Origin of the sequence: Sphingobium phenoxybenzoativorans, assembly GCF_018286635.1 — a bacterium.
Taxonomy (GTDB): Bacteria; Pseudomonadota; Alphaproteobacteria; order Sphingomonadales; family Sphingomonadaceae; genus Sphingobium; species Sphingobium phenoxybenzoativorans.
On sequence record NZ_CP073910.1, the window covers coordinates 3,861,161 to 3,887,663 of the forward strand.

Genomic DNA, 26,503 nt, shown 5'->3' on the forward strand with positions numbered 1-26,503 from the left:
GACTTATCGCTCTTGTAACGATTTCGTTATCGGGCTTCTCGAAGGAAGGCATTAGTTAGCTGACGGTCCGCTCCTGGGCGCCAAAATCTGGCTGCTAAATGGCTGCAATGGGTCGACGATGGGCTATCCGTTTTCCAATGGTTCCAGCCATCCGCGATAATGGACCAGCCGCCCGATCAAGGGCAACGCAATCGGAACGTCGAAATGGAAGTGCCCGCCTTCCGACCATTCTCGTGCGGTCGAACTTGGAGCCAGCCATTTCGGCAACGGCAGGGGGCCGACCCACCATCGTTCCATAATCATGGTCAATCCCTCGGCATCGCTGGGAAGGTCGAAGGCAAAGCGAAAAGGACCGAAACGCTCGACAAGCCAGCGTCCACGTTGACTGAGATGGCTCTGGAAACGCCGCCCGCTAAAATCGCGCGTCCAGCTTTCGTAGCCATCCAATTCCCGGAAATGGACATGCAGGCGGTGACGTCCGGGTTTGGGGAAACCCACGATCCTTGCTATCAATGCTGCGAACGGGTTCGCCGCGCCGGTCACTTCGGCTTCTCCCGTTGCTCCGCCATCGCGGAACACGTCATGGATCGCGCGCACCTCCGGCGGGAGCATTGCAAAGCGATTACCCATAACCCGCTCGTATAGGGACGGTTGAGCAGACAGTTCTTTCGTATCGTGATGGATGGCCAGTTTTCCCAAGGCATCGGCATAATCGTCGAGCGTCAGCGCTTCTCCGGCATCGCGGGCGCCTGCAGCTTCTTGTCCTGACAGGATGCGGGCAATGACGGGCACCACGGATAATGTCGGTACTTCCGGGCCATCTCCCCGGTCGGCAATGAGCGTCCATCGGCGTTCCACCTTCCGACCGGCGACGTCGCCGAACAGGCGAACGCTCATCGCGGAGCGATCACTGCCCAGTGATCGGGTCAGGGATTGAAGCGGATGGAGCAGGCGTGCAAGCGGCGCGAGAGTGGCGACAAGCCTCCACCGCACCAGCCAACTGGTGAGCCACAGTGCCCAATTCTGGAACCAGAGTTCCGTGCCTGCCCGGAAACTGACAGCCGGACATCCTGCCAGCCTTTCCGGCATAAGAGCCAAGTCCGGTACGTCGACGAGTGCAACCTTCCGGCCGGTGATCGCTGCCGATCCCGCGCATTGGAACCGGACGGAACGCATCTCTTGCCATCCAAAGGCTTTCGTCCAGTGCTGACCACGCCAGATGCGCATGGGCTGGCCCACTTGTCCTATTATGGCGGCCGACACGGCCGGACCTGCCGTCGCCTTGTTGGATGCGCTGATCGCCATTTCGACCGCGCGCACCCGGTCCATGCCGTGCGCCAGATGCCGAACTGCCGCCCCTGATAGCGCTGGCATGCTGGATGCACCGGACAGGATGGTGACGCCCGCGGCCCTGGCGGCATCGTCCAGTGCCCGGATTCCGCATACGAAATCTCGGCTATCGGCTATGTCGACATAGTGAACCCCGGCGGCAATGCAGGCTTTTGGAATGGCATGATCCATTGCCTGAAACGGACCGGAGGCATCCACGACTATCGTTGGTCTGTGCTCCTCCAGAGCTGTGGTGATCCGGCTGCGGTCCAGTGTCAGAGGGATAAGGCTGGGCGCTTCCCCGCAAAAAGCGCGGGCCTTGCTAATAGACCGGCCAGCGACCAGCACCTCATGCCCCGCGGAGACGAGACGCCATGCGATGCGTCCGCCGAAGCCGCCGTAGCCGCCAAGGAGCAATATACGGCTCACAGAATACGACGTGCCTGTTCCGGTGTCGGTATCCAGCAGGTCGATCGCTGACCGAACAGCCGGTAACGATGGCGGGCAATCCAGCGATAGGCGGGATCGCGCAACCAGTACGGAACGATACGGAACGTCGCCAGCCCATTCCAGGGACGGTCCAGCCCAGCCCATATCGCCAGTACCGCATCGCTGTCCCGCAAGGCCCGACCATTTTCCACGACGATCAAGGTTTCCGGATTAGCCGGGTCGATTCCGAACTCGCGGTAGAGCGCGGCGCCGATCTCGCCCTGCATCGATGCCAGCCGGAAGCGACCGGCGCGGTCATGGCGCAGCACGAAGGCGGCATTAGCGGAGCAGAGCACGCACATTGCGTCGAAGACGATGATCGGACCGTTACTGTTGCTCATCGCGTCTCTCATGCGGCCTCCGCCATGGGCGCTCCGATCCGCAGATCGCTATCCAGTCCTAGCGGCGGTAGCGGATTGCCAACCAGCCCGCTCACCATCGCCGCCTGTATGCTGGTGGCGGGCCAGAGCTTGGATAGAGGACCGACCACACGGTCGCGGATCAACGGCAGCAGGCGGCTGTCCGACTGATAGACCGGCGTGAACAGCGCTGTGAGCCATTGATAGGTCCGCACATGGCGATGGCGCAGTCTGATGCCGTGCTGCACAGCTTCATCGACGGTATCCTCCTCCGCAAGACCCTTCGCCAGCGCCCAGGCGTCTAGCAGGGCCATATTTGCCCCCTGACCTAGCTGGGGGCTGGCAGAGTGCCAGGCATCGCCGATATGGACCAGTGCCGGTTCCGCTGGAGCGGCAAGGGTGCGATGGGCGTAGCGGGCGAAGGTCAACTGATCCAGATCATGAATCTGGTCGAGCAACGGCATGCAGTCGGGCCAGAGCGCGGCAATCTGCGCTTTCCATGGCCCCAGTCCGGCCTTGCGCCAGTCGTCCAGCCGGTCCGCGTGGAGTGACCAGAAGAAGGCGGCCTTGGGCGTTGTCGCGCCGGGCGGCGTTCCGATGGGCAGCACGCCTGCCATGATGCTGGCACGCTCGTAACGCTGTACGAGCATGTCGGGATCGAATGCGGCGTTCTGCGGCCAGTCGAGGCTTGCCCACAGTGCGCCATAGGCCAACTCCCGGCCGGTCGCCGGGGCCAGTGGGGTGCGTGTGCCCAGCGCGTCGACCACGAGATCATAGGGATCGCTCGTCTCTCCATCGGCAAAATGCAGAGAGCGCTTCGCTTCTACTAGCGCGCTCCCGATCAGCGTGCGCCGGGTATGGACAGCAATGCCTGATTGCAGGACGGCTTCGTGCAGTATCGCGAACAGGCTGGCGCGATGGATGCCAATCCCGAACATGCCTGAGCGGCGGAGGGCGGCGTAATGGACGTCGAGGACGACTCGCTTGCCCGCCTTACCGAACAGCCGATTGATGCGCGCGCCCTGCGCCAGTGCGGCATCCAGCAATCCCAATTTGGAAAGGACCGCCATGCCCGTAGGCTGGAGCATCAAGCCGGATCCGATGGGTCGGGGCGTGTCAAATCGTTCGTACAGCGTTACATGATGGCCGGCACGATGAAGCAGCAGCGCCGCCGTCAGTCCACATGGCCCGCAGCCAGCGATCGCGATATCTAGCCCCCGCATTGCGGCTGTCTAGCTCAGCATGCCGCTCTATCCAATAAGAGGCCGCAAGCGTTTTGGAATCAGCATCCTAACCCAATGCGGCACTAAGATACGTCATGAATGAAGTCTGCTTGTTGAGATGCAAATCATGGCCGTGAATGACTTGAAAGGGTCGATTTTGCGGGAATATGCCTATCTCTTTCATTGGAAGTGTGGCTGCCAGGCTCAGACCGGCGCGGGACTGCCGGTGATGAAGATCTCTGCCACACCGACTCCTTTTGAGGTCATTTTCATGGGTCCGAAAAGGGAATAATGGATCAAGCCGATCTGCGCTGCCAGCCATCGCGCTCGGCGAAAATTCTCTGCATTTCCGCCATATTCGCGGTGCCCCAGCCACATAGCGGTTCAAGCGCCTGGGCGAGGCTCAGGCCCAGGGACGTGAGCGTATAATCGACCCGCGGCGGCACTTCCTTATAATCGGTCCGAAGGAGTATCCCGTCCGCCTCCAATTCTTTCAACTGCTGGATCAGCACCTTGTCGCTCACGTCGCGGATCGCCCGCTTGAGAACACCGTAGCGGTTGGGTCCCTGGAGCAGGAAATAGAGGATTAACGGCTTCCACTTGCCAGCAATGACCTTGAGCGTCGCATCGAGGCCGCAGGTGAAATTGGGGGCAACGGTCCCGGCGGAGCAGGCTTCTGCGGGCACCGACGATTCGGGCGTGGGTTTAGAAGCTTTGGACATTCTTGATACTTACCAAAAAGTGCATACTTGTCGATAGGTATGTGTGTCGCCAGCTACGTGCAACCTTAGATTTGGAGGCACTTATGAAAAGACTGGAAGGCAAGACTGCCATCATCACCGGTGGCGGCACGGGCATCGGCCTGGCATCGGCTAGGCGCTTCATCGCGGAGGGCGCGTTCGTCTATATCTTCGGGCGCCGACAGGAAAAACTCGATGCCGCCCTGCGCGAACTCGGCCCCGCGGTTCGCGCTGTGGCGGGATCGGTTGCCGACCCGACCCATCTCGATCGCCTGTTCGAGACAGCGAAGGCCGAACGCGGATCGATCGACATCCTGTTCGCCAATGCCGGAACAGGTGCGATGGTGCCGCTGATGAACATTACACCCGACCACTATGACCAGACCTTCGATGTCAATGTGAAGGGCACTATTTTTACCGTGCAGAAGGGGCTGAAGCTCATGAGTGCGGGCGGTTCGATCATTCTGACCGGATCGACGACGGGCGTGATGGGAACACCGGCTTTCAGTATTTACAGCGCGTCCAAGGCGGCCGTGCGCAACCTTGCGCGCAGTTGGGCGCAGGATTTGCGGGGCACCGGAATCCGCGTCAATGTGCTTTCACCAGGGCCAACGCTGACCGAACTGGCGGCCGAGGTAGTCGGCAAGGAAGCAATGATCGAGATGGGCGCGACTACGCCGATCGGTCATGTCGGTGATCCATCCGAGGTGGCGGCCGCCGCAGCTTTTCTGGCCTCATCCGACAGCAGCTTCATGACCGGAAGCGAGCTATTCACCGATGGCGGACTGGCTCAAATCTAAGCCGTCCGCTCGTTAGTTCCGCGCCGGCTTGCGTTAAAACAAGCCGGCGTCCGGTAGCAGAAAAGGCGAATGGTGCGTGAACCGCCAGTCCATCTGAGTTTTTATCGATGGCCTGTTTTTCCGATTTCCCGCTTAAGTTGAATGGTTGCGAAGCAGCCAAAAGCGATGGCGGACAGACTGGAACTGGGATCGAGAAATCTACTGCTAATAGGACGGAATGGCTCGAATTTCAGAGAAGTTTGGTTCTGTTGAGTGTGGCATCGTCGATCAGGCCCGGAATTAACGGCGACAGTTCGCGCGCGAGAAAGCCCGCCATAGCCACTCGGCGTGACAGAACCTCGCCCGCCCGGCCATGCAGCCAGCTTCCCCATCCGGCAGCCGTGAGTGGCGAGGCGCCCTGTGCAGCCAGCCCGCCGATGATGCCCGCTAGCACATCGCCTGATCCCCCGGTGGCTAGGCCCACGGTCCCGCCCCGATGCACGAATATCTCGCCCGACGGCTCTGCCAACAGGCTTTCCTGTCCCTTTAGCAGGATGACTGCGTTAAAGCGCTTTGCAACATCACGCGCCACGCCTTCCAGGTCGGCCTTGACCGCTTCTACGTCCAGCCCGGCCAGATGGGCCATCTCGCCATGATGTGGGGTCAGGATGACATGCCCATCATGCGCTGCGATAAGTTCCTCCAGATATCGCGCCGATGTCAGCGCCGCCGCGTCCAGCAAGATGGTGCGCGAGGCGTCGGGCGTGCTGAGGAGGCCGGCGACCAACTGGTCTGTCCGCTCCCCGATGCTCATGCCGGGTCCGAGGATTAGGGCGTCGCAGCGCAGAAAGCGTTCGTGCAGCACGTCCGCCGCCTCCGCCGCTATCTCGCCTTTTTCGTCGGACGGCAACGCAATCATAGCCGCTTCAGGGATCAGCACGCCCAACGCCATCGCCACTGATTGCACTGTCGCCATCTGCAGCTTGCCAGCACCGGTGCGCAGCGCTGCCTCGCCCGTCAGCCGCAGCGCGCCGGGCACAAACTCCGCCCCGCCGACCACCAGCACGCGGCCACGGCTGTCCTTGTCGGACACAGTGTCAAAGCCCGGCAAAGGATGAGCGGCGAGCCACGCTTCATCGATTTCGATCACCCCCGCGCGCCCGCGATACGATCCGGCGCCTTGGTGACGGGCGTCGCTTCTTCCTCCATCGGCGCTGTGACATTGTAGCGTTGCAACACCAGCTTACCTGCCTCCACATCGAAACGATAATCAGTGATTGCACAGTTGGCGACGTCGCCCTCGGCATCAATGGCGAGTATCTCCTGCTCGTCCAGATTTTCGATAATGTAGCGTAAGCACAGCACCACGACCTGATGCGAGAATATCATCACCCGCTTGCCCGCATAATGGAGCGAGATAGTGTCCATAACAGACCGCAACCGCAGGATCACATCGCACCAGCTCTCGCCGCCCGGCGAGCGGTGGTAGAATTTGCCGAGCAACTGCCGCAAGGCGGCCTGTTCGGGCTGGAGATGGCGGATGCCCGTGTTGGTCAGCCCATCCAATATTCCAAACTCCTTCTCGCGCAGGCGCTCATCGAAGCAGATCGGCTCGTCCCCGGGCGCGCCGCCAACGCTGCGGAAGATATCGGCGGTCTGGCAGGCGCGGAGGTACGGCGAGGATAGAATGACCTCCGGTCGGTCTTCTTCCGGCTGTTCTGCGAACCAATGTCCTAGCGCCGCTGCCTGCTCCCGCCCGATATCGCTGAGTGGCACGTCGGCATCGCGAATGGAGAGAAGGATACGATCCTCCTGCGCCTCATGCGCTGCGTCGCGCGCGACGTTGCCGGCGCTCTGCCCATGGCGGACGATGATTAGCTGGTTTGGCCAGCGGCCGGATCCACTCAAAGCCTTCTCCTCAAAAAGCAGGCATTACTCAGCAAGTGCTCGTGAGCCCTAGTAGTTCCCACAAATCAGCATGTGGCGCTTGGTACGGTATCATCCGTCACGCGATGGTAGCGGGCATGAGAGAAGCGGAGGGTCGGCAACCCGTTCTTAAATTTTCAAGGCTGTTCGGCCGCTATGGGTCGTGTTCGGCGAGGACGGTTTCTGCGCTCCCGAAGTGTGATGGTTGCCACTTAGAAACGGGTAGCATATTGGGTGTTGCCGTGAGGTCTCGATATGGCTCTTGCGACACATGGCGACCAGAAATATCTCATCAGCGAGCAGCTTGGCGATCCCGCCGAATGGTCGTCGCTGCGCCTTGAGCGACGGCTGATCGGATCTGGCGCGCAGAATGCGGTGACCACCGCATGTACCGAAATCGTGCTGATCCTGTCCGGCAAAGCTGGCGTCAGCCGTGAGGGTGACGGGCGGGCGGAGGAGGGCATCGCCCGGCCCGGCACAGCATGGATCGTCCCAGCGGGGACGCATGAACGCAGGTTGGAACTGTCGGGGTCGATCGAGACGCTGCATATCTTCCTGCCCCCGACCTTGATCGAGCAGAGTGCGCTCGAAGATTATGAGATCGACCCCGTCAAGGCGAAGCTCGCTTACGCGGGCGGTTTTGCCGACCCCATGCTGCAGCAGCTTGGCGCCGCCTTTCAAGGCATGCTTGGCCGCCCGCAGCAGCCGACGGACCGGCTTATGGTAGATGGGATGCAGACGGCGCTGGCCGGCCATTTGCTTGGCAATTATGGCGTCGACCGATGGCAGCCGCAGGTAAAATCCCAAGCTCTTGATCCCCGGCGACTTAAACGTGTCCTCGATTTCGTCGAGGCGAGGCTTGCCGACGATATCGGATTGGAAGACCTTGCTGCCGAGGCTTGTCTCAGTCCTTTCCATTTTTCCCGCCTCTTTCGCGAGGCGACCGGATTATCCCCCAGCCGTTACGTCACTGACCGCCGCGTGCAGGCGGCACGCGAGAAGCTGGGCCTGGCTGAATCCTCACTCGTTGAGATCGCGCTCGACACGGGTTTTGGCAGTCAGGCGAACTTCATTCGCGTTTTTCGCAAGATGACAGGACTTACGCCGGGCCAGTATCGCGAAATCCATCGACACTGATCTTCATTAGATCAATATAGCAAGATCTGCGCATCAGGCCGCAGGATCGGGAAATATCTTCCGCCGTCCACTGCCTAAACCTGCCTCATCGGAAGGGAACAGCCCTCCCGATCCTTGAAAAGGCAGGAGAAACAAGATGATTAGCTCTGACGCCGCCCGCAAGATCATCGCCGCCGGCGAGGCGCGGGCGCAAGCAATCGGTGTTCCGGTCAATATCGCCGTGCTGGACTCCGGTACCCACTTGAAGGCGTTCAGCCGCATGGATGGCGCCCTCATCGGCTCCATCGATATCGCCCTCGGCAAGGCCCGCACGGCTGCGCTGTTCACGATGCCGACCGAAGTCATCGGCGAATTTTGCAAGCCGGGTGGCACCTCGCCCGGTCTGGAACAGACGAACGGCGGCCTTGTCGTCTTCGCCGGCGGCCTCCCCGTCATCGACGCCGATGGCGCGATGATCGGCGCGGTCGGCGTCTCCGGCGGCGCTGTTGATCAGGACCTCGACATCGCGACCGCCGCTGCGGCGGCGCTCACCCACTAACACTCCCCATCAGCACCCATAAGACAGACGAAAGGAATATATCATGACCACCAAGACCATCCTCATCACTGGCGCAGGCTCGGGCTTCGGCAAGGCTGCCGCCATCGGCATGGCCCGCAACGGGCACAATATCATCGCCACTTGCGAGGTCTCCCCGATGGTGACCGCATTACGCGCAGAGGTGGAAGCACTCGGCCTTAACGATCGTATCCGGGTCGAACGGCTCGACCTCTATGACCCCTATGATATCAAACAGGCCCAGAGTTGGGAGTTTGACATCCTTTGGAACAATGCCGGCCGTGGCGAGCCGGGTCCGGTATGGGAAATCCCCGTCGATATCGTCCGCCGCAACTATGAGAACAACGTGTTCCTGCCGCTGGAGCTGACCCAGGGTATCGTCCAGCGCTGGATCCGTGAAGAGAGGTCTGAGGGCAAGAAGGTGGTCTTCACTTCCTCTATGGGAGGCCTGTTCACCCCCGCAAACTGGGGCACCTATGTCTCGACCAAGCATGCAATCGAAGCGTTCGCCGAGGCGATGCAGCAGGAACTGGCAAGCTACGGAATCAAGGTTCAGACAATCAATCCGGGCGCTTACTATACCGGGTACAACGAAACGATGGCGGACAACCCCTTCCGCTGGCTCGACGACGCGAAGAACTTCACCAAGCGTGCGGACTTGCGCCAGGGCTTCGACGACTTCTTTGCCACGCCTGAAGGCAAGATGGATCCGCAGGAGCAGATCGACGCAATGATCGAGATCGTTCCGGCCGACGAGGGCAAGTTCCGCAACGTCAGTCCGAAGGCGATCGAGGATATGCTGAAGCAGCACCAGCTTGCCGCTTGGGACAATCGCATCTGATCAGATGAGCAAGACGGCGGCGTCGAAGAGGACGCCGCCGTCCTTTGGCAGGAAAGGAAATGATCATGGCCATCGTCGCCAAAAGTTTTAGCCGCAGCCTCATCAGCGGTATCGTCGCCAGCACGCTCGCGGTGATGACCGTCAAGCCCGCGGATGCAGAAAGCCGGAGCGAGGCGCAACAACGCAACGTCGCACTCGTCCAGTCCCGCTTCGACGCCTGGAGCAATGGAACCGGCAGTCCCTTCGAACTGCTAGCCAACGATGCACGCTGGACCATCGAAGGCAACTCGGTCGCATCGAGGACTTATCCCTGCAAAGAGGACTTCTTGCGCGAGGTCATCCGTCCTTTCAACGCGCGGATGCAGGCGCCGCTCAAGCCAGCGATCCGCAACATCTATGCTGATGGCGACACGGTAATCGTGTTCTTCGATGCACGAGGCATGGCTCGCGATGGTCGCCCCTATGTGAACACATATGCTTGGTTCCTGGACATGAGGGATAATCAGATTGTGCGCGCATCAGCCTTTTTTGACGCAATCGAGTTCAACGATCTGTGGATGCGTGTTCCTCCAACGGATTGATACGGTTTGATGCATTGTCAGCTTCAATGCGAAAGCGTGATATGCGTCAATGCTTGGAGCCGTGAGCGGAGCATCTGTTTTCGAGGAAGCGATCCTTGCGCGTGAATGTCTCCTGAGGGTCAAATCCTGAAATGGAAGGAAAATTGCGACGATCGGTAAAAAATCTGTCGATCAGGTTGCGTCCCCGATCGCGTTGCTCCAGTTGGCATGAGGTCTGATAGCGTATTTCGAAACTACAGATATGCTGTTCTGAGAGACAAGCATGACAAGCAGCACCGAAGTTTCCGTAATCGATGTCTATCAGCGTCATGGCGTGGCCTGGGCCAGGATGCGCAGCGATACTCTGGTCGAGGCATTATGGCTTGATCGCTTCTGCGCGATACTGCCTGCCGGGGCTGCGGTGCTCGATATAGGATGTGGTTCTGGCCTCCCGATCGCACGCGAGCTTGTCCGACGCGGCTTCGATATCACCGGCATAGACGCCACACCGGCGATGCTGGCGCAGTTCCGGCGCAACCTGCCTGGCGTCGCGGCGCAACTTGCCGATATGCGGCGCCTCGCTCTTGGACGGCGGTTCGCAGGATTGCTCGCGTGGGACAGCTTCTTCCACCTTTCCCCTGCGGAGCAGCGAGACACGATACCGCGCTTCCAGGCGCATGCCGCGCCGGGAGCCGCCCTGATGTTCACCAGCGGGGACGCCGAAGGCGAGGCGATCGGCGAACTGGAGGGCGATCCTCTCTATCACGGCAGCCTCGATCCAGAGGAATACCGCAGTTTGCTTGCCGCCGCTGGCTTCACCGTAATCGCACATACCCCTAAAGATCCAGACTGCGGTCACCGCACCATTTGGCTGGCGCAACAAAAGAGCTGAGATTATATTTCAGGCAATTGTTGCGCGACAAAGCCCCAGCCTTTGAGATGTTTGAATCGCGCCAAAAGCTTGTCTGCATCAGCAAGATTGAACGGATGCGCGTTCTTCATTTCATCAAGTTCGTCCCATTCGATCGGCACCGCGACAGGTGCTCCGGCTCGTGCCCGGACGGAATAAGGTAGGATGGCCGTACTTCCGCGCTGATTACGGAGCCAGTCGATGAAGATTCGGTCCTTGCGTTTGGCCTTGCTCATGGTCGCAACGAAGCGGCCGGGCTCGGCGGTGCTCAACGCTTGGGCGAAGCGCGAAGCGAAGTCCTTATGTGTCTCCCAGTCATGGCCAGATGTGAGCGGTACAACCACATGCACACCCTTGCCACCGGAAAGCATGGCAAACGAGACAAGGCCGATATTGGCGAGATGGTCGCGGATATCACAAGCAGCCTGTTTGACCTTTGCAAACGCCATGCCCTCATCGGGATCCAGGTCGAAGATCATGCGGTCTGGCTTTTCAACAGCATCAGCACGGCTCGCCCAGCCGTGAAATTCGATGGTGCCCATCTGCACGCAGGCAATAAGCCCATCGGCATCCTCAATGTAGATATAGTCCTCCGATCCACCTCCCTTCTCGCGGATCGGTACATGCAGGACATGATCGCCGAATGCGCCACTGTCATGTTTCTGGAAGAAGCATTTCTTTGCACGCCCCTGTGGGCAGCGAACGAGGCTGATCGGCCGGTTGGCGACAAAAGGCAGCATCAATGGCGCCATACGATTATAATAGTCAGCCAGATCGCCCTTGGTCTGGCCGCTATCAGGAAAGAGAACGCGATCGCGGCTGCTGATCTTCACATCGCTTGCGGGGGGTGGAGCAGGAGCAGCCTTTTCCGGTTTGACGGATTTTGCGGACTTATCCGTGCGCAGGCCAAGAAAGCTGCCATGACGGACACGATCATCACTGGTAAATTCGGCAAAGGCGACCTCAGCGACGAGCTTGGGCTTGATCCATTGCGCGGTGCGCGTCTCCGCGCGGGGAATCTCGATCGGCGCTGCATCAATAGCGAGAGGAGCCATGGCTTGGGCAAGGTCCTCCATGATCATCGCATCGAACCCGGTGCCGACTTTGCCCCTATAGACCAGCTTGTGTCCGTGATATTGCGCCAGGAGCAAGGAGGAAAAGGCGCGGGCTCTAGCCCTGCTCTTCGTCCAGCCGATGATGACGAATTCCTGACGCCGGGTGCATTTGACCTTTACCCAGTCGCGCGTGCGACCGCTTCGGTACGGGGCGTCAATACGCTTGGCAATGATGCCTTCCTGCCCAGCGTCACACATTTTGCGATAGAGCGTCTCGCCCGCGCCGATTAGATAGTCGGAGATATGGATTGGCGGCTCTACTGGAGCCAACAGAGCCTCCAGCCGTTCCTTGCGTTCGATGGTGGTCAGCAGCTTGAGATCCATCCCGTCGAGGGCAAGCAGATCAAAAGCAAAGAAGTGGAAGGGCGTGTCGGCTCGCTGCGCGCCATAGCCGCGTTTCAACACGGACTGGAGCGCTGAGAAACTGGGATTACCGTCTTCGCCAAAAGCCACGATCTCTCCGTCTATCAGCGCGGGCGGCAGATCGAGCGCGGCGATGTTTTCGACCAGCGGGCCAAACTTGTCGGTCCAGTCGAGACCATTGCGTGTGAACAGCTTCACCGTGCCGCCGTTGACCGCGATCATGGCGCGATAGCCGTCATATTTGATCTCGTGCAGCCAGCCATTGCCGGTCGGCGCCTCATCCACCAATGTCGCGAGCTGTGGTTTCACAAAGCGTGGGATGACAGCTCTTGCGGTCGCGCCTTTTGTTTTCACCCGGGCGTTGTGAGATTTCGCTGCTTGCATCTTGTCGGCGAAAGCTATGCCCTTGACGCCTTTAAGCGACTGCGTGCCGCCCGTGTCTGCCTCGATCTCGGCCATCGACCGATTGGTCAGCACGCTCGTCAGCGCGCGCTTGACCAAATCCTCATCCTCCCTGGCATATTCATCGTCGATCTTGCGCAGCAGCCAGTTCTCGCGCTTCTCGCCGGCACGGCCCTTCATCCGAACGAGCAGCCACTCCCCTTTCATCCGGTCACCACGCAGGATAAAATGGAGATGGCCCGCCTTCAGGTCATTGGCGCTCTTACCTGGCATGGATTCCCAGGTGCCACGATCCCACAGCATGACGCTGCCGCCGCCATATTCGCCCTTGGGGATATTACCCTCAAAACTACCATAGGCGAGTGGATGATCCTCGGTCTTGACCGCCAACCGCTTGTCGGCCGGGTCAAGGCTTGGCCCCTTGGTGACGGCCCAACTTTTTAGAACGCCATCGATCTCCAGCCGGAAATCCCAATGTAGCCGGGTGGCTGCATGTTTCTGTACGACGAAGCTGTTGCCCCCTGCCCTCGCGACCTTCCCCTTGGGTTCGCGTGTCCGTTTGAAATCGCGCTTGGCATTATAATGGGCGAGAGGATCGGCTGTCGCCATCATGCGCTCTTGCGTTTTGACGCAGCCTTTTTGGGGGCGCCCTTATTTACCGGAGCTTTTGGCGCAGCAGAGGTCTTACGTCCGCCTGCGCCCGCCGACTTTTTGAGCGCCGCCATCAGGTCGATGACATTGCCGCCCTTACGCCCCATGGGCGCGTCATCGACCTCCTCAATGATGCGCTTGCCCTTCGCCTTTTTCTTCTTGTCGATCAGGCGATGAAGCGCATCGACATAGCGGTCATGGAACTCTTCCGGTTTGAAGGGCGCGGTGCGCTTGTCGATGATGCTGACCGCAAGGTCCAGCATATCCTCATCCGCTACATCGTCAGGCAGGCCCCGGAAATAGGTCTGTGCTTTTGTCACCTCATCGGCATAACGCAGCACTTCCAGCACTAACCCGCGCCCACAGGGTTTAAGCGAGACCAACTGCTCACGACCGCGTACGGACAGTTGGCCAAGGCCAACCTTTTTCGTCTGGCGCAAAGCATCGCGCAACACAGCATAAGCCTCCTCCGCCAGGCCATCAGCGGGGATCACGAAATAGGGCTTTTCATAGTAGAGGACGTCGATCGCGTCCGCCTCGACAAACTGAACCAGATCGAGGGTTTTGCGGCTCTCGATCTTCACTGCTTCTATCTCGTCCTGCTCCAGCAGGACATAATTGCCTTTGGACAGTTCAAAGCCCTTGAATATCTCGTCGCGATCGACAGGACCGACGCCGCTCACAACCTTTTCATAATGGATCGGCTTGCCCGTCGGCTCATGAATTTGCCGGAAACTGACCGCGGCACCTGACTTCGTTGCGGGATATATCTCCACCGGAATCGAAACCAGCGCCAACTTGATCTGTCCTTGCCAATATGCGCGTGCGGGCATCGGCCACCTCCAGGACCAGAGCGTGCAGAAACGAAGATGGTTCCGGAAAATGGGAACCTGACTTTCCGCTTTCGCGACTGCAAATCGGCGGTGATAAAATGATGTCGATGGGCGTCGCGACACTCTCGTTGCCGCCAAGGATTATGGCGAAGATCAAACAAAGCAGCTACTCGCGTTAAGCTGCGAAGCCAACCAGCGCTCACCCTTCCGCTTTTACTGATCCTTTTAATTTGAGTTTGCTGGAAACAAAGTTGCGTCTGCTATCAGCAACCGGTCTATCCAATTGACAGCATTCGCACCTTAAGTCGTATCACCTCAAATTTATGAGCCGATGATCCAACGCTTCGGCTTGGTTGGCCGAAGCTCTCCACGGGTATCGCCCCCCCTCAGCGTTTTCCCGGCCGTGCCACCTCGATCAGTTGCCGATACTGATCTGATATTCCTGCAATGGGTCTTCAAACAGGTCACGAATTGATGATATTTATAGGAGTTTATCTAGGGTGATCGGCAAATCCCGAACGCGCTTGCCAGTCGCGTTGTAAATCGCGTTTGCTACCGCCGCGGCTACGCCCGTAATCCCGATTTCACCGATCCCGTGGGCACCCATCGGGGTGTGGGGATCAGCGATATCCGTCCAGATCACGTCGATCTCCGGCACGTCGAGATGCACGGGGATATGATATTCTGCGAGGCTGGGATTCATGATCCGCCCATTGCGCTCGTCAAACTGGGTTTCTTCCATCAGCGCCATGCCCAACCCCATGATAATACCGCCGCGAAACTGACTTCGCGCTGTCTTAGGATTGAGGATGCGGCCGCAATCGAAAGAACCAAGAATGCGGTTGACGCGCACCTCGCCAGTGACTGCATTGACGCCCACCTCGCAGAATATCGCGCTATGCGAATGCATCGACCAGTGCATCAATTCGAGCGGCTGCGAGCCCTGTTCTTCGGCGGTTACGCTGTCGCGCTGCGCTCGGGCGAGAATCGAGGCGTAAGTTTCACGTTTTGCAGGGTCATCAAGCTTCACGAGAGCGCCATCTTCACTGCCGACTTCGTTGACTGAAAGACCCGCGAGCGGCGAAGCATTGCCGGCAAGCTTGAGGAGTTGGGCAACCAGCGCGTTATGCGCAGCGATTACCGCTCCCCCGATAGCTGCAGTCTGCTGTGAGCCGCCAGCCATGATTGCACCCGGAATTTTCGAGTCTCCATAGCGGACCTCAACATGATCGATCGACAGCCCTAGCCGGTCGGCTGCCACCATTGCAGTGGTGGTCGACGTGCCCATTCCCATCTCATGCGCGGCGACCTCGATTATGGCTTTTCCCTCAATGGTCAGAGTGATCCGCGCAGCCGCACCAGGCATCCGATAATAAGGATAAGTACCAGTGGCGCATCCCATGCCTACCAACCACTCACCGTCACGATGCCCACCGGGTATGGCGCTGCGCTTAGCCCAGCCGAAACGGTCTGCGCCTGCTCGCCACGCCTCAACGATATTGCGGGAGGAAAATGGCAGTCCCGATATCGGGTCCTTGTCCGGTTCGTTTCGGATGCGCAGATCGACAGGGTCCATGCCCAGTTCGATTGTGAGTTCGTCGATCGCCGACTCTAGTGCGAACGTACCGACTGCTTCGCCGGGCGCGCGCATGAATGTGTTGGCGAGCATGTTCATTTCGACCGTCTCGACCGACAGTTTGAAGCTATCGGCAGCATAGGCGCTTCGCGTCGCCAGGATGAACGGTTCAGGCATATTGTTGTGAGGCGTCATCACCGCAATGCCGGTATGGATCATCGCCGTGAGGTGTCCATCGGCGTTAGCACCGATAGCGACACGCTGTTCAGTCAATGTACGTCCGCCCACCAGGCGGTACACTCCCTCCCGCGAAAGATTTATCCGCACCGGACGTCCTGACAGCCGCGCGGCCGCCGCGCCGACTATTTGATGGTCCCATAGCCCCTTGCTGCCAAATCCGCCACCAACATAGGGCGAGGTAATCCGGACCTGTTCGGGCTTTAATCCAAATACGTCAGCAAGGGTCGCCGCTGTGGCGCTTACCATCTGGCTCATATCATGAATGATCAGAGCGCCGTCGACCCAAGAAATTGTCGCTCCATGCGGCTCTATCGGATTATGATTATGACGCGGCGTCCGGTAGATATGGTCGACACGGTGCGGAGCCTTGACCAGTTCGGCCTCGGCATCGCCTATCTCATCGAGGAGTGGCTGCCCCATAAACACGCCGGGCGCAGAGCCGGCGGCCTTCGCCTTGGAGAGCAAGGTGGTCGAAGGCTCTGGCGTATAAGTGACTCGAATCAGGGATTTGGCATGATCGGCCTGTTCCTGCGTTTCTGCCAGCACGACAGCTATCGGCTGACCGTTCCAGTGGATGCGATCATCCTGCATGACTGGCAGGTCGCTTGGACCAACGGCGGTGGGCGAAGATCCAAACACGCCCGGCGGGTTCATGCGTGGCGCGTTCCGATAGGTCATCACCAGCGCCACACCGGGTGCGGCCTCGGCGGCTTCGGTTTCAAGCGTCGCGATACGCCCTCGGGGGATCGTCGCATAGGCAAGGGAAGCATAGACCATGTCATCAAGCATGATTTCGGCAGCAAAGCGCGCAGCCCCCTGTACCTTGAGCACACCGTCAAGCCGAGAGATCGGCTTTCCAATCGCCCCATGTTTGCGGACGATCAGTGGATCGGGAACGCCGCCTGGGATCCAACTGTCGGGTGCAAGGGGAACCAGTTTAGCCATCGCCCCTTGAACGAGGGCTTGTGCGGCGCCCTTGACGCTGTCCGTGATGCTCATGACGCCGCCAGATCACTGAGCACGGCAACAAGTGTCCGGCTCGCAAGTTCGATCTTGAAACCATTGTCGCGCAAAGGTTTGGCATCGGCATATTCGGCGGCAGCAGCGTCACGAAAATTTCGTTCGGTGACAGGTGCGTTGCGCAGTGCGGCCTCAGCTTTCAGCGCACGCCATGGTTTATGCGCGACCCCGCCAAAAGCAATGCGCACGTCTTTGATGCGATCACCTTCCACCTCCAATGCAGCAGCGACGGAAACCAGCGCAAAAGCATAGCTCGCCCGGTCACGGACCTTACGATATGTTGATCGCGCCCCAATCGGCAAAGCGGGCAATTCAATAGCCGTAATCAGTTCACCTGAATCAAGCACGCTGTCGCGTTCAGGATGATCGCCAGGCAGCCGATGGAAATCGATGAAGGGCAACACCCTCGAACCCGAATGTCCCTGTAAATGCACGGTGGCATCCAACGCGGCGAGAGCAACGCACATATCTGAAGGGTGCGTAGCGACGCATTCCGTCGAGGCGCCAAGAATGGCATGAACGCGGTTGAAGCCATCACGTGCATCGCAGCCAGACCCTGGATCGCGCTTGTTACAGCGGGATCCGTCTTTGTCGTAAAAATAGGCGCAACGCGTCCGCTGAAGCAAATTGCCACCGACCGTCGCCATATTTCTGATCTGCGCCGAAGCGCCAGCAAGGATCGCGCGCGACAAAACTGGATAACGGTTACGGACCGCGATATTCTCGGCGAGCGCAGTATTGCGAACGGCTGCCCCAATCCGCAAACCGCCAGTGCGGGTTTGCTCTATCGCATCTGATAGACCAGTTACATCAATCAGCATATCGGGAGCTGCAACCGTCTCGCGCATTAGGTCGATAAGGTTAGTCCCACCCCCCAAATACGCTGCAGATCCCTCTGCTCCGAGCCGCAGCGCATCTGCGACATTGCTGGCGCGCTCATAGCTAAAGGGCATCATGGTGCTAGCTTCTTCGCAATACTATCCTGTATCGCGTCGATAATTCCATTATGCGCGCCGCAGCGACACAGATTGCCGCTCATCCGTTCCTGTAATTCTTCGCGAGTGAGCGTCACGTGGGCGGTAAGATCGTTGCTGACATGGCTTGGCACACCGCGCTGCGCCTCTGAAACCATGCCGATCGCTGAACATATCTGCCCCGGCGTGCAATAACCGCACTGAAATCCGTCATGCTCGATGAACGCTGCTTGTAATGGATGTAGATCATCAGCGTGACCGAGACCTTCGATCGTAACAATCTGGCGCCCATCATATTGCACGGCGAAAGCTAAGCACGATAATATGCGCTCACCATCGACAAGCACCGTGCACGCCCCGCAAGCTCCTTGGTTGCAGCCCTTTTTTGTTCCTGCCAGATGCAATCCTTCACGAAGGAAATCGAGCAACGAAACCCTTGGGTCATCCGGCGGAGATGTCGCTGCTCCATTGACAAAAAGTGACATGAGACCTCCCATTTCCGACCCAGATTATGGCGGCACTGCTTCAATGCAATTTTCTTTCATTTCCGTCGTGGGCTACTTATCCCACTTACGCCGCCAGACTAGAAGCAGGGATATTTTCAGGGATTTCGTCGGTATGCACCTTAAAATCGAGGAGCTGCGTTGATCCGAACGCCGTCGTAAGAGCGGTGTCGGCTGCATCCCGGCCGCAAGCCATCAAGATGCGTCCTATACGCGGGATACGGTGCCTAGCGTCGAATGCATGCCATGCGCCACCGAGATAGACCTCAAACCAAGCATGGAAATCCATTGGGACATCCATCGCAGGAACACCGATGTCACCTAAATATCCGCTGCAGTAGCGGGCGGGAATGTTCATGCAGCGGCACAAAGCTACCGCCAGATGTGCGAAGTCGCGGCATACTCCGACCCGTTCTTGATAGGCTTCAAATGCCGTCCTTGTCGCTCGCGCATGTGGATAGCCATAAGCGAGGTGGTTGTGCACGAAATCGACGATTGCCTGCACGCGTTCCCAACCTGTCCGGGTATGACCGAATAAATTCCATGCCGCGTCTGACAGGAGATCCGTTTCACAATAACGGCTACCGATAAGATATCCCAAGACGTCGCTTGGAAGCTCAGCAACGTCATGCTGACAGGCGTCGAGCCGCTGGAGATCGGGTTCACCGCAATCCTCAATCACGAAATCGCACGAGAGTTTGCTAACGCCGCTCGGCAGTAAGAAACGTGTACAGATATTGCCAAATCCGTCCCGATAATCCTGCATTGCGGCGCCGCGATCATTGAGAATAGTGTGCGGCGTCTTCAGCGCTGCTGCCCGTTCAGGCCGGATGCTAAGCAAAGCGACTACGGGAGTGGGCGTGAAAGCAGAAAGGGTGACTTCATACCCCGCGCGAATGAGCATTCCGCAACTCCGCCACTTTGAATGAACGATGCAGATGTCGGAAAGCATCACAGGCCGATTGGTTGCAGCGATTTCCGCTGCTCTCCCAAATATCGCCATTTATCGCCGATTATCTCAGCTTCCTGATGACGTCAGTTAACCGGCGCAGACGCAGATGAAAGCACCAGTTCGCCCTCGTCTTCCCCGTCCCAATAATGCGCACGCTCGCCACTCACCTTGATTAGCACCAATCCGGGAGTGTCGACGCCTTGAGGCCACCAACGCTCGATCCCCTTAGTCCAATGAACTTCAAACTCATCTTTATCCTGGATCAAACTTGCGCGGCCCTCAACCGCAAGGAAAAATGGGCGCTGGCCCAAAAGACCCGAGGATCCCTGATAACTGAGCGTAACTGAGGGATCAGCCATGATATCTTCATTCATCAACGTCGTGTTATCGGTGAAGAACCAGGCGTCCCCATTATAGTCGACCTCACGGTTGTTGCTCATCGGCCGCGCGCCTATCGTCCCGCCTCTCGTGTGGGTCGCAAGCATCGCAAAATCAATGTCTTTCATCTTCTTTGAAAGCTGTTCCAGAGTTTTGGTCATCGCTTCTCTCCCGTTAAATCACCGCGCCCTTAACGCGCGATCCATCATTTGGTGTCGCGCAAATTGAGTTGGCAAATGATCATGCCTTGCCGCTCAGTGTTGATATGGTGCCTCTTTATTCAAACAGCGGCGTAGACGTTGAACTCAAAGTTGGCGTGGAAACCTCTCGCCATTTAGGCTTTCGACGTTTCTCACTCCTCTTGCCCAATAGAGATGGCACGGCGGAATATTCCACCACTCAAAACCGTGGCGCACATTTGTGAAATGACGATCGATGAGGGGACGGATCGCTGTGCGCTGTCCCCCGTCAGCACCTATGGCACAGATTTGAGGTTGTGATTTAAGGAGGATTTGGGCTTCGTCGTAGTGACGAAGGAACGAAGATGAAGCCCAAATCCTCAAGCACCAAAAAGCCTGCCGAGCAGGTCGTAAAGGACATCCGCCGCAAGACCCGTCGGCACTTCTCTGCTGAAGACAAGATCAGGATCGTGCTCGATGGCCTGCGCGGCGATGACTCCATTGCCGAGCTGTGCCGCCGTGAAGGGATCGCACAGAGCCTGTATTACACCTGGTCCAAGGAGTTCATGGAGGCCGGCAAGCGTCGTCTGGCTGGTGACACTGCGCGTGCTGCGACCACGGACGAGGTGAAGGACCTGCGCCGTGAGGCCCGTGATCTGAAGGAATGTGTGGCCGATCTCACCCTGGAGAACCGTCTGCTCAAAAAAAGCATGATCGCGGATGGGGGAGACGACGAATGAGATACCCTGCATCCGAGAAGCTGGAGATAATCCGGATCGTCGAGCAGTCGCACCTGCCCGCCAAACGCACGCTGGACCAGCTCGGCGTGGCACGGCGCACCTTCTACCGCTGGTATGATCGTTACCTTGAAGGTGGCCCCGAGGCGCTGGCAGACCGACCATCCGGGCCGAGCCGGGTGTGGAACCGCATCGGCGAGGATGTCCGGCAGCAGATCGTCGAGATGGCGCTGGAACAGACCGAGCTGTCCCCGCGAGAACTGGCGGTGCGCTTCACCGACGAGAAGCGCTACTTCGTGTCCGAAGCTACGGTCTACCGCCTCCTGAAGGCCCACGATCTGATCACCAGCCCGGCCTACACCGTGATCAAGGCGGCAGATGCGTTCCACACGCAAACCTCCCGCCCCAACGAGATGTGGCAGACCGACTTTACCTACTTCAAGATCATAGGATGGGGTTGGGTCTATCTCTCGACCGTGCTCGACGATTACTCGCGCTACATCATTGCATGGAAGCTCTGCACCACCATGCGAGCCGAGGACGTCACTGACACGCTCGATATGGCACTGGCAGCCTCAGGCTGCGACCACGCCAATGTGCTGCACAGGCCCCGCCTGCTCAGCGACAATGGCCCCAGCTACATCGCGAGCGAGTTGGCCGAATACATCGACGCCAACAAGATGAGCCACGTGCGCGGCGCACCCTTCCACCCACAGACCCAAGGCAAGATCGAGCGCTGGCATCAGACGCTCAAAAACCGTGTGCTGTTGGAGAATTACTTCCTGCCGGGCGATCTCGAACAGCAGATCAAGGCCTTCGTCGAGCATTACAACCACCAGCGCTACCACGAGAGCCTCGACAACGTCACACCCGCCGATGCCTACTTCGGCAGGGCTGCTGCCATCATCAAACGAAGAGAAAGGATCAAGCGAAAGACACTCGAACATCGGCGCTTGCAACACCGCAAGCTCGCCGCCTAAACATCAATCCAAGACGAGGCCCACACTCCGCTGATCTACGCCGCGAGTTGTGCCAAATGTTCTGACGACAGACAAAGCCCCTTCGGCTTCAGCGCCATCCTTGTCTCAAACATGATCATCTCGGCCTCGTCCTTATCGAGCATTGAGAAGGGCAGCCCCGACAATATGCAGTCAGCCTGCCCCAATCCCTTATCGCTAAGGTGACGCCTCACATCTCTCGCCGAGCCTTCGACTGGGATAAGGCGAGGATCCTTGCATTTTTGACGCAGCTTCGTAACGAACGCTTCGCCGGTCTCAACGGCGAGAAGCTTGGCATCGCTATGTAGTCGTTCCAGGATCGCGAAAGTGAACCGGCCGCTGCCTGGGCCATATTCAACGAACAGCCGGATATCTGACCAGTTAATGGGGGCAAGCATGTGGCGTACCATTCTTGCAGTTGCCGGAAAGGCCGAGCCGACCATTGACGGATGCCGGATGAACTCGGTTGCGGCGACCCAACCGGTATGTTTCACGCAATCCTCCTCCGGCCAACCAACATAGCCAAATTGAACTTCATCCGGGATAGGGCTTTGACTGGAGCAGACGGGCAAGGTGGGCGGCATTAGCAGCAACCATCTTTGCGGTATGTGTGACCTTGTCCGGCGTCTTCTTCAGATCCTTGAAATCTGTAGACCCCATGGCTTCACCGACCCAGTAACAGGCGGCGACCGCTGGGATGGTCCAGCCGACATCGTTAAGTGCCTGGAAAAGTTGCGCGCAAGAAAAATGAGCACCGTCTTCATTGCCGACGACAGCCGCGACAGCGACCTTACCATAGCTCGGCATGCGGCCTGCCTCGTCGGTTTCACTCAAGAACGCGTCCATGCGTTCAAGAACGCGCTTGGCGACGCTCGATATCTGCCCCATCCAGATCGGGCCGCCGAAAATGACTATGTCGTGTGCGAGAATTGTCTCGCGTAGCCTTGGCCATGCATCCCCCTCGCCCTCGTCCGAAGTCACGCCTGGCTTAACGTCGAGCGCGGCAACCCGGATCGTTTCGGTGAGTGACACATGATTGTCGGCAAAGGCCGCCTTCAAGACTGCGATCATTGCATCGGTGGAACTCGCTTCGTCCATGTCGGCCTTCAGGGTGCAGTTGAGCGCAAGGGCCTTGAGCGGCATCGATTGTCTCCTTCGGCGTCGGCTGCCGCGCAAATGCGATCATCCGTTCGCTCCTATGAGAACTCTTTGACGCTGGTGTCCCCCGTCAGCACCTATGGCACAGATTTGAGGTTGTGATTTAAGGAGGATTTGGGCTTCGTCGTAGTGACGAAGGAACGAAGATGAAGCCCAAATCCTCAAGCACCAAAAAGCCTGCCGAGCAGGTCGTAAAGGACATCCGCCGCAAGACCCGTCGGCACTTCTCTGCTGAAGACAAGATCAGGATCGTGCTCGATGGCCTGCGCGGCGATGACTCCATTGCCGAGCTGTGCCGCCGTGAAGGGATCGCACAGAGCCTGTATTACACCTGGTCCAAGGAGTTCATGGAGGCCGGCAAGCGTCGTCTGGCTGGTGACACTGCGCGTGCTGCGACCACGGACGAGGTGAAGGACCTGCGCCGTGAGGCCCGTGATCTGAAGGAATGTGTGGCCGATCTCACCCTGGAGAACCGTCTGCTCAAAAAAAGCATGATCGCGGATGGGGGAGACGACGAATGAGATACCCTGCATCCGAGAAGCTGGAGATAATCCGGATCGTCGAGCAGTCGCACCTGCCCGCCAAACGCACGCTGGACCAGCTCGGCGTGGCACGGCGCACCTTCTACCGCTGGTATGATCGTTACCTTGAAGGTGGCCCCGAGGCGCTGGCAGACCGACCATCCGGGCCGAGCCGGGTGTGGAACCGCATCGGCGAGGATGTCCGGCAGCAGATCGTCGAGATGGCGCTGGAACAGACCGAGCTGTCCCCGCGAGAACTGGCGGTGCGCTTCACCGACGAGAAGCGCTACTTCGTGTCCGAAGCTACGGTCTACCGCCTCCTGAAGGCCCACGATCTGATCACCAGCCCGGCCTACACCGTGATCAAGGCGGCAGATGCGTTCCACACGCAAACCTCCCGCCCCAACGAGATGTGGCAGACCGACTTTACCTACTTCAAGATCATAGGATGGGGTTGGGTCTATCTCTCGACCGTGCTCGACGATTACTCGCGCTACATCATTGCATGGAAGCTCTGCACCACCATGCGAGCCGAGGACGTCACTGACACGCTCGATATGGCACTGGCAGCCTCAGGCTGCGACCACGCCAATGTGCTGCACAGGCCCCGCCTGCTCAGCGACAATGGCCCCAGCTACATCGCGAGCGAGTTGGCCGAATACATCGACGCCAACAAGATGAGCCACGTGCGCGGCGCACCCTTCCACCCTGTCAACGGGCACCGAAGATTCCGCAAAAGTGGGCATCTAAAATTCCCTAGTTTGGCGGGAGGGTTGGTGTCGGTGATCAGCCGTGATGGAGATCGGGCTTTTCCTTTGCTGGCGGGCGGCCGCGCCGTTTCGGCAAGGGCGGTGGGTTGATGGACGGTGCCATGCGCGCATGCTCGGGCAGCAGGTCGGCGTGCTGTCGCATGCGATAGCTGGAGCCCTCGATCTGGACGACCACAGCGTGGTGAAGAAGGCGGTCGAGCAGCGCGGTGGCCACCACCGGATCGCCAAAGACATCACCCCATTCGGCGAAGCCGCGGTTGGATGTCAGGATCATGGCACCCTTTTCGTATCGGGCGTTGACGAGCTGGAAGAAGAGATTGCCGCCGCCGGGCGTGACGGGAAGATACCCGATCTCGTCGACGACGAGCAGGGAGGATCGGCATAGGAAGCGGATCTTCTCGCGCAACGTGCCCTCGCGTTCAGCCTTGGTCAGTGAAGCGATCAGATCGGCGAGCGGGATGAAGTAGACGCTCTTGCCCGCCTTCACGGCCTCGACGGCAAGGGCCGTGGCGATATGGCTTTTCCCGGTACCGGGCGGGCCCAGCAGATGCACCACCTCGGCCCGGTTGATGAAGTCCAGGCCAGCGAGCGCCAGGATGCGGTTCCGGTCGAGCGATGGCTGGAAGGAGAAGTCATATCCGTCCAGCGTCTTGATGATCGGCAGCCTTGCCATGCGCAGGGCTGCCTTGATCCTGCGGTTCTCCCGGAGCGACAGTTCTTCGTTCAGCAATATGTCGATGGCCTCGATGCCATCGATTTTGCCCTGCTCTATGCCGCGCAGGGTGGCGTCGAGCATCTCCAGGGCGCGTGGCATTTTGAGATGGACCAGGCTGCGGCGGATATTATCGACGCGGGATGCGGCACCCCCATGGTTCATGGCCGTTCTCCCCGCGCCAGTTGGCTGCCGATCGCTTGATAGATGGCCAGGGAGCGCACGGTGACATGCTCGCCTACACGACCGATGGCGATTACCTCTTTGCCATGGATACGGCGCTTGGCGCCGCTGCTGCCTGTCCGGTGCGCAGGATCGATCCTGTACTGCCGGCGCCCCTCAAGAACCGGGTGCTCGGCAATGACCTGGCCCAGGTCTACGATCCGGATCTTGTCGGGCAACTGCTGGATTTCGACGACGCGCCGGGTGCGATCGGGAACGCTGTAGTAATTGCCGCCGACCGAGACCATCCCATCGTGGCTGACGCGGCGCTCCAGCTTCAGAACAGCGTCAAAGCGGCCCGCCGGGAGCAGCTGCAACTCAGGCTGCTCGGCGGCGAAGGCTTCAGCAATAATCCGCTGCGTCGTGCCGTGGACACGGACGTTGGCGACGGTATCGAGCCAGTCGATCAGCTGGACATTGAGATCGTCCAGATTGCGGAAGCTCCGGCCCAGGAAGAAGTCCTTGCGGATATAGCTGAATGGCCGCTCGACCTTTCCCTTGGTCTTGGCCCGATAGGGACGGCAGGCGCGCGGCACGAAGCGATAATGCCCGGCCAGAGCCAGCAATGATCGATTGTAGATGATGTGGCCCTGATCATCTTCCCCGGTCACAGCGGTTTTCATGCGATCGTAGAGGATCTCGATCGGGACGCCGCCGAGCGCTTCAAAGGCCTGCATATGACAGCGCAACAGGCTTTGGAGATCCTGATGCATGACGTAGCGCGCAAACAGGAAGCGCGAATGTCCCAGCACCAGGCTGAACAGCCAGACGATCCGGCTGACGCCGGGCTCATCGGTAAATTCGACGACGAACCGGGCAAAGTCGACCTGTGCCTGCACGCCAGGCGGCGTCTCGAACCGAACCTCAAAGGGCTTAGGCCCGTTTTCCGGCCGGATCGCTGCCAGGAACCGCTTTACCGCGGTATAGGCGCCCATATATCCCAGCTCACGGATTTCCCGCGTCAGGCGCGCCGCAGTCAGATCGGGAAAGGCCGTCACTCGCTCACGCAAAAATTCCAGATAGGGTGCCAGTTTGTTCGGTCGACCCAGCATGCGAGGGCCGTAAACCGGGGCCTCGATGCCCCGTTCGATATATTTTCGGATGGTCTTGGGATCGCGACCAGTGCGTCGGGCAATGGCGGATATCGATACACCCTGCCGATGTAGTTCGAGGATCATCATCAATTCTCCAAGTCGGATCATCGGCCCCGTCTCCGCGTCTGCAAAGGAGATGAGGACAATGTCGGCTCATCTCATTCTGCCGGGGCTAGCCCCGGCAGAATGAGATGAAGGGGCCACCAACTAGGGAATTTTCAAAGCCCACTTTTGCGGAGAATTGCACGACCGATGA

Annotated in this window: 25 protein-coding genes and 1 pseudogene; 9 read left to right on the forward strand and 17 right to left on the reverse strand. The window is 58.9% G+C overall.

Annotation, left to right across the window (positions count from 1 at the left end; all coding sequences use genetic code 11):
• Nucleotides 1-123 precede the first annotated feature (123 nt).
• Genes KFK14_RS19070 through KFK14_RS19080 form a run of 3 tightly spaced genes read right to left on the reverse strand, consistent with a single transcriptional unit; the run spans nt 124 to nt 3,400 of the window.
• Nucleotides 124-1,758 (reverse strand): saccharopine dehydrogenase family protein, encoded by a 1,635-nt coding sequence (locus tag KFK14_RS19070; RefSeq protein ID WP_212608778.1) that lies wholly within the window; start codon nt 1,756-1,758, stop codon nt 124-126.
• Nucleotides 1,755-2,171, reverse strand: coding sequence for a thiol-disulfide oxidoreductase DCC family protein (locus KFK14_RS19075; protein WP_246524706.1), 417 nt, complete (start codon nt 2,169-2,171; stop codon nt 1,755-1,757). Before KFK14_RS19075 ends, KFK14_RS19070 begins: the two co-directional genes overlap by 4 nt.
• Nucleotides 2,168-3,400 carry an FAD-dependent oxidoreductase gene (locus tag KFK14_RS19080; RefSeq protein WP_212608779.1) on the reverse strand — a complete coding sequence of 411 codons (1,233 nt, stop codon included), beginning with the start codon at nt 3,398-3,400 and terminating at the stop codon, nt 2,168-2,170. Before KFK14_RS19080 ends, KFK14_RS19075 begins: the two co-directional genes overlap by 4 nt.
• A gap of 127 nt (nt 3,401-3,527) precedes the next feature.
• Between KFK14_RS19080 and KFK14_RS19085 the strand changes: the two genes are divergently transcribed.
• On the forward strand, nt 3,528-3,692 hold the full coding sequence (locus KFK14_RS19085) for a hypothetical protein (RefSeq protein WP_212608780.1): 165 nt from the start codon (nt 3,528-3,530) through the stop codon (nt 3,690-3,692).
• Nucleotides 3,693-3,696: 4 nt separating this feature from the next.
• On the opposite strand, the gene KFK14_RS19090 is transcribed toward KFK14_RS19085, so the two are convergent.
• Nucleotides 3,697-4,122 carry a winged helix-turn-helix transcriptional regulator gene (locus KFK14_RS19090; protein ID WP_212608781.1) on the reverse strand — a complete coding sequence of 142 codons (426 nt, stop codon included), beginning with the start codon at nt 4,120-4,122 and terminating at the stop codon, nt 3,697-3,699.
• Nucleotides 4,123-4,205: 83 nt separating this feature from the next.
• Between KFK14_RS19090 and KFK14_RS19095 the strand changes: the two genes are divergently transcribed.
• Entirely contained in the window at nt 4,206-4,940 is a 735-nt protein-coding gene (locus KFK14_RS19095) for an SDR family NAD(P)-dependent oxidoreductase (RefSeq protein WP_212608782.1), read from the forward strand.
• Between the two features lie 229 nt (nt 4,941-5,169).
• Here KFK14_RS19095 and KFK14_RS19100 read toward each other — a convergent pair whose 3' ends face one another.
• Together KFK14_RS19100 and KFK14_RS19105 are read right to left on the reverse strand one after the other, a co-directional pair.
• Nucleotides 5,170-6,069: an NAD(P)H-hydrate dehydratase gene (locus KFK14_RS19100; protein ID WP_212608783.1), complete on the reverse strand. Its 900-nt coding sequence runs from the start codon at nt 6,067-6,069 to the stop codon at nt 5,170-5,172.
• On the reverse strand, nt 6,066-6,827 hold the full coding sequence (locus KFK14_RS19105) for a histidine phosphatase family protein (protein WP_246524707.1): 762 nt from the start codon (nt 6,825-6,827) through the stop codon (nt 6,066-6,068). Before KFK14_RS19105 ends, KFK14_RS19100 begins: the two co-directional genes overlap by 4 nt.
• Before the next feature lie 273 nt (nt 6,828-7,100).
• On the opposite strand from KFK14_RS19105, the gene KFK14_RS19110 reads away from it, so the two are divergent.
• From KFK14_RS19110 to KFK14_RS19130, 5 genes are all read left to right on the forward strand, one after another.
• Nucleotides 7,101-7,982, forward strand: coding sequence for a helix-turn-helix domain-containing protein (locus KFK14_RS19110; RefSeq protein WP_212608784.1), 882 nt, complete (start codon nt 7,101-7,103; stop codon nt 7,980-7,982).
• A 136-nt stretch (nt 7,983-8,118) separates the two neighbouring features.
• Complete coding sequence (locus KFK14_RS19115) at nt 8,119-8,520, forward strand: GlcG/HbpS family heme-binding protein (RefSeq protein ID WP_212608785.1); 402 nt, start codon at nt 8,119-8,121, stop codon at nt 8,518-8,520.
• 43 nt (nt 8,521-8,563) lie between these two features.
• Entirely contained in the window at nt 8,564-9,379 is an 816-nt protein-coding gene (locus KFK14_RS19120; protein ID WP_212608786.1) for an SDR family oxidoreductase, read from the forward strand.
• Between the two features lie 65 nt (nt 9,380-9,444).
• On the forward strand, nt 9,445-9,960 hold the full coding sequence (locus KFK14_RS19125) for a nuclear transport factor 2 family protein (protein WP_212608787.1): 516 nt from the start codon (nt 9,445-9,447) through the stop codon (nt 9,958-9,960).
• Nucleotides 9,961-10,222: 262 nt separating this feature from the next.
• Complete coding sequence (locus tag KFK14_RS19130; RefSeq protein WP_212608788.1) at nt 10,223-10,831, forward strand: class I SAM-dependent methyltransferase; 609 nt, start codon at nt 10,223-10,225, stop codon at nt 10,829-10,831.
• Nucleotides 10,832-10,833: 2 nt separating this feature from the next.
• Here the strand turns inward: KFK14_RS19130 and ligD are convergent, their stop codons facing one another.
• The 7 genes from ligD to KFK14_RS19165 form a co-directional block, all read right to left on the reverse strand.
• Nucleotides 10,834-13,338 (reverse strand): DNA ligase D, encoded by a 2,505-nt coding sequence (ligD, locus tag KFK14_RS19135; protein WP_212611237.1) that lies wholly within the window; start codon nt 13,336-13,338, stop codon nt 10,834-10,836.
• Nucleotides 13,338-14,213, reverse strand: coding sequence for a non-homologous end joining protein Ku (gene ku / locus KFK14_RS19140; protein ID WP_212608789.1), 876 nt, complete (start codon nt 14,211-14,213; stop codon nt 13,338-13,340). The genes ligD and ku overlap by 1 nt, the downstream gene beginning before the upstream one ends.
• Nucleotides 14,214-14,694: 481 nt before the next feature.
• Nucleotides 14,695-17,028, reverse strand: coding sequence for a xanthine dehydrogenase family protein molybdopterin-binding subunit (locus KFK14_RS19145; RefSeq protein ID WP_212608790.1), 2,334 nt, complete (start codon nt 17,026-17,028; stop codon nt 14,695-14,697).
• Nucleotides 17,025-18,005: an FAD binding domain-containing protein gene (locus tag KFK14_RS19150; RefSeq protein ID WP_212608791.1), complete on the reverse strand. Its 981-nt coding sequence runs from the start codon at nt 18,003-18,005 to the stop codon at nt 17,025-17,027. The genes KFK14_RS19145 and KFK14_RS19150 overlap by 4 nt, the downstream gene beginning before the upstream one ends.
• Nucleotides 18,002-18,508 (reverse strand): 2Fe-2S iron-sulfur cluster-binding protein, encoded by a 507-nt coding sequence (locus tag KFK14_RS19155; protein ID WP_212608792.1) that lies wholly within the window; start codon nt 18,506-18,508, stop codon nt 18,002-18,004. Before KFK14_RS19155 ends, KFK14_RS19150 begins: the two co-directional genes overlap by 4 nt.
• Before the next feature lie 85 nt (nt 18,509-18,593).
• On the reverse strand, nt 18,594-19,430 hold the full coding sequence (locus KFK14_RS19160) for a transglutaminase-like domain-containing protein (protein ID WP_212608793.1): 837 nt from the start codon (nt 19,428-19,430) through the stop codon (nt 18,594-18,596).
• Between the two features lie 131 nt (nt 19,431-19,561).
• On the reverse strand, nt 19,562-20,017 hold the full coding sequence (locus tag KFK14_RS19165) for a pyridoxamine 5'-phosphate oxidase family protein (RefSeq protein WP_212608794.1): 456 nt from the start codon (nt 20,015-20,017) through the stop codon (nt 19,562-19,564).
• A gap of 383 nt (nt 20,018-20,400) precedes the next feature.
• Here KFK14_RS19165 and KFK14_RS19170 point away from each other — a divergent pair.
• Nucleotides 20,401-21,752 (forward strand): IS3 family transposase gene (locus KFK14_RS19170; protein WP_212609119.1). Its coding sequence is split into 2 segments (ribosomal slippage): nt 20,401-20,736 and nt 20,739-21,752, totalling 1,350 coding nucleotides; the frame shifts between segments, so codons are not numbered across the junction.
• 35 nt (nt 21,753-21,787) lie between these two features.
• On the opposite strand, the gene KFK14_RS19175 is transcribed toward KFK14_RS19170, so the two are convergent.
• Both KFK14_RS19175 and KFK14_RS19180 read right to left on the reverse strand, forming a co-directional pair.
• Nucleotides 21,788-22,264: a class I SAM-dependent methyltransferase gene (locus tag KFK14_RS19175; RefSeq protein WP_246524708.1), complete on the reverse strand. Its 477-nt coding sequence runs from the start codon at nt 22,262-22,264 to the stop codon at nt 21,788-21,790.
• Nucleotides 22,265-22,304: 40 nt separating this feature from the next.
• Complete coding sequence (locus KFK14_RS19180) at nt 22,305-22,913, reverse strand: flavodoxin family protein (RefSeq protein ID WP_212608797.1); 609 nt, start codon at nt 22,911-22,913, stop codon at nt 22,305-22,307.
• 161 nt (nt 22,914-23,074) lie between these two features.
• On the opposite strand from KFK14_RS19180, the pseudogene KFK14_RS19185 reads away from it, so the two are divergent.
• A pseudogene (locus KFK14_RS19185) lies at nt 23,075-24,159 on the forward strand (IS3 family transposase); the annotation flags it as partial.
• A gap of 76 nt (nt 24,160-24,235) precedes the next feature.
• Here the strand turns inward: KFK14_RS19185 and istB are convergent.
• Nucleotides 24,236-25,096, reverse strand: a complete 861-nt coding sequence (gene istB, locus KFK14_RS19190) for an IS21-like element helper ATPase IstB (RefSeq protein ID WP_212608798.1) — start codon at nt 25,094-25,096, stop codon at nt 24,236-24,238.
• Nucleotides 25,093-26,355, reverse strand: a complete 1,263-nt coding sequence (gene istA, locus KFK14_RS19195) for an IS21 family transposase (RefSeq protein ID WP_127692189.1) — start codon at nt 26,353-26,355, stop codon at nt 25,093-25,095. The genes istB and istA overlap by 4 nt, the downstream gene beginning before the upstream one ends.
• Nucleotides 26,356-26,503: the final 148 nt, after the last annotated feature.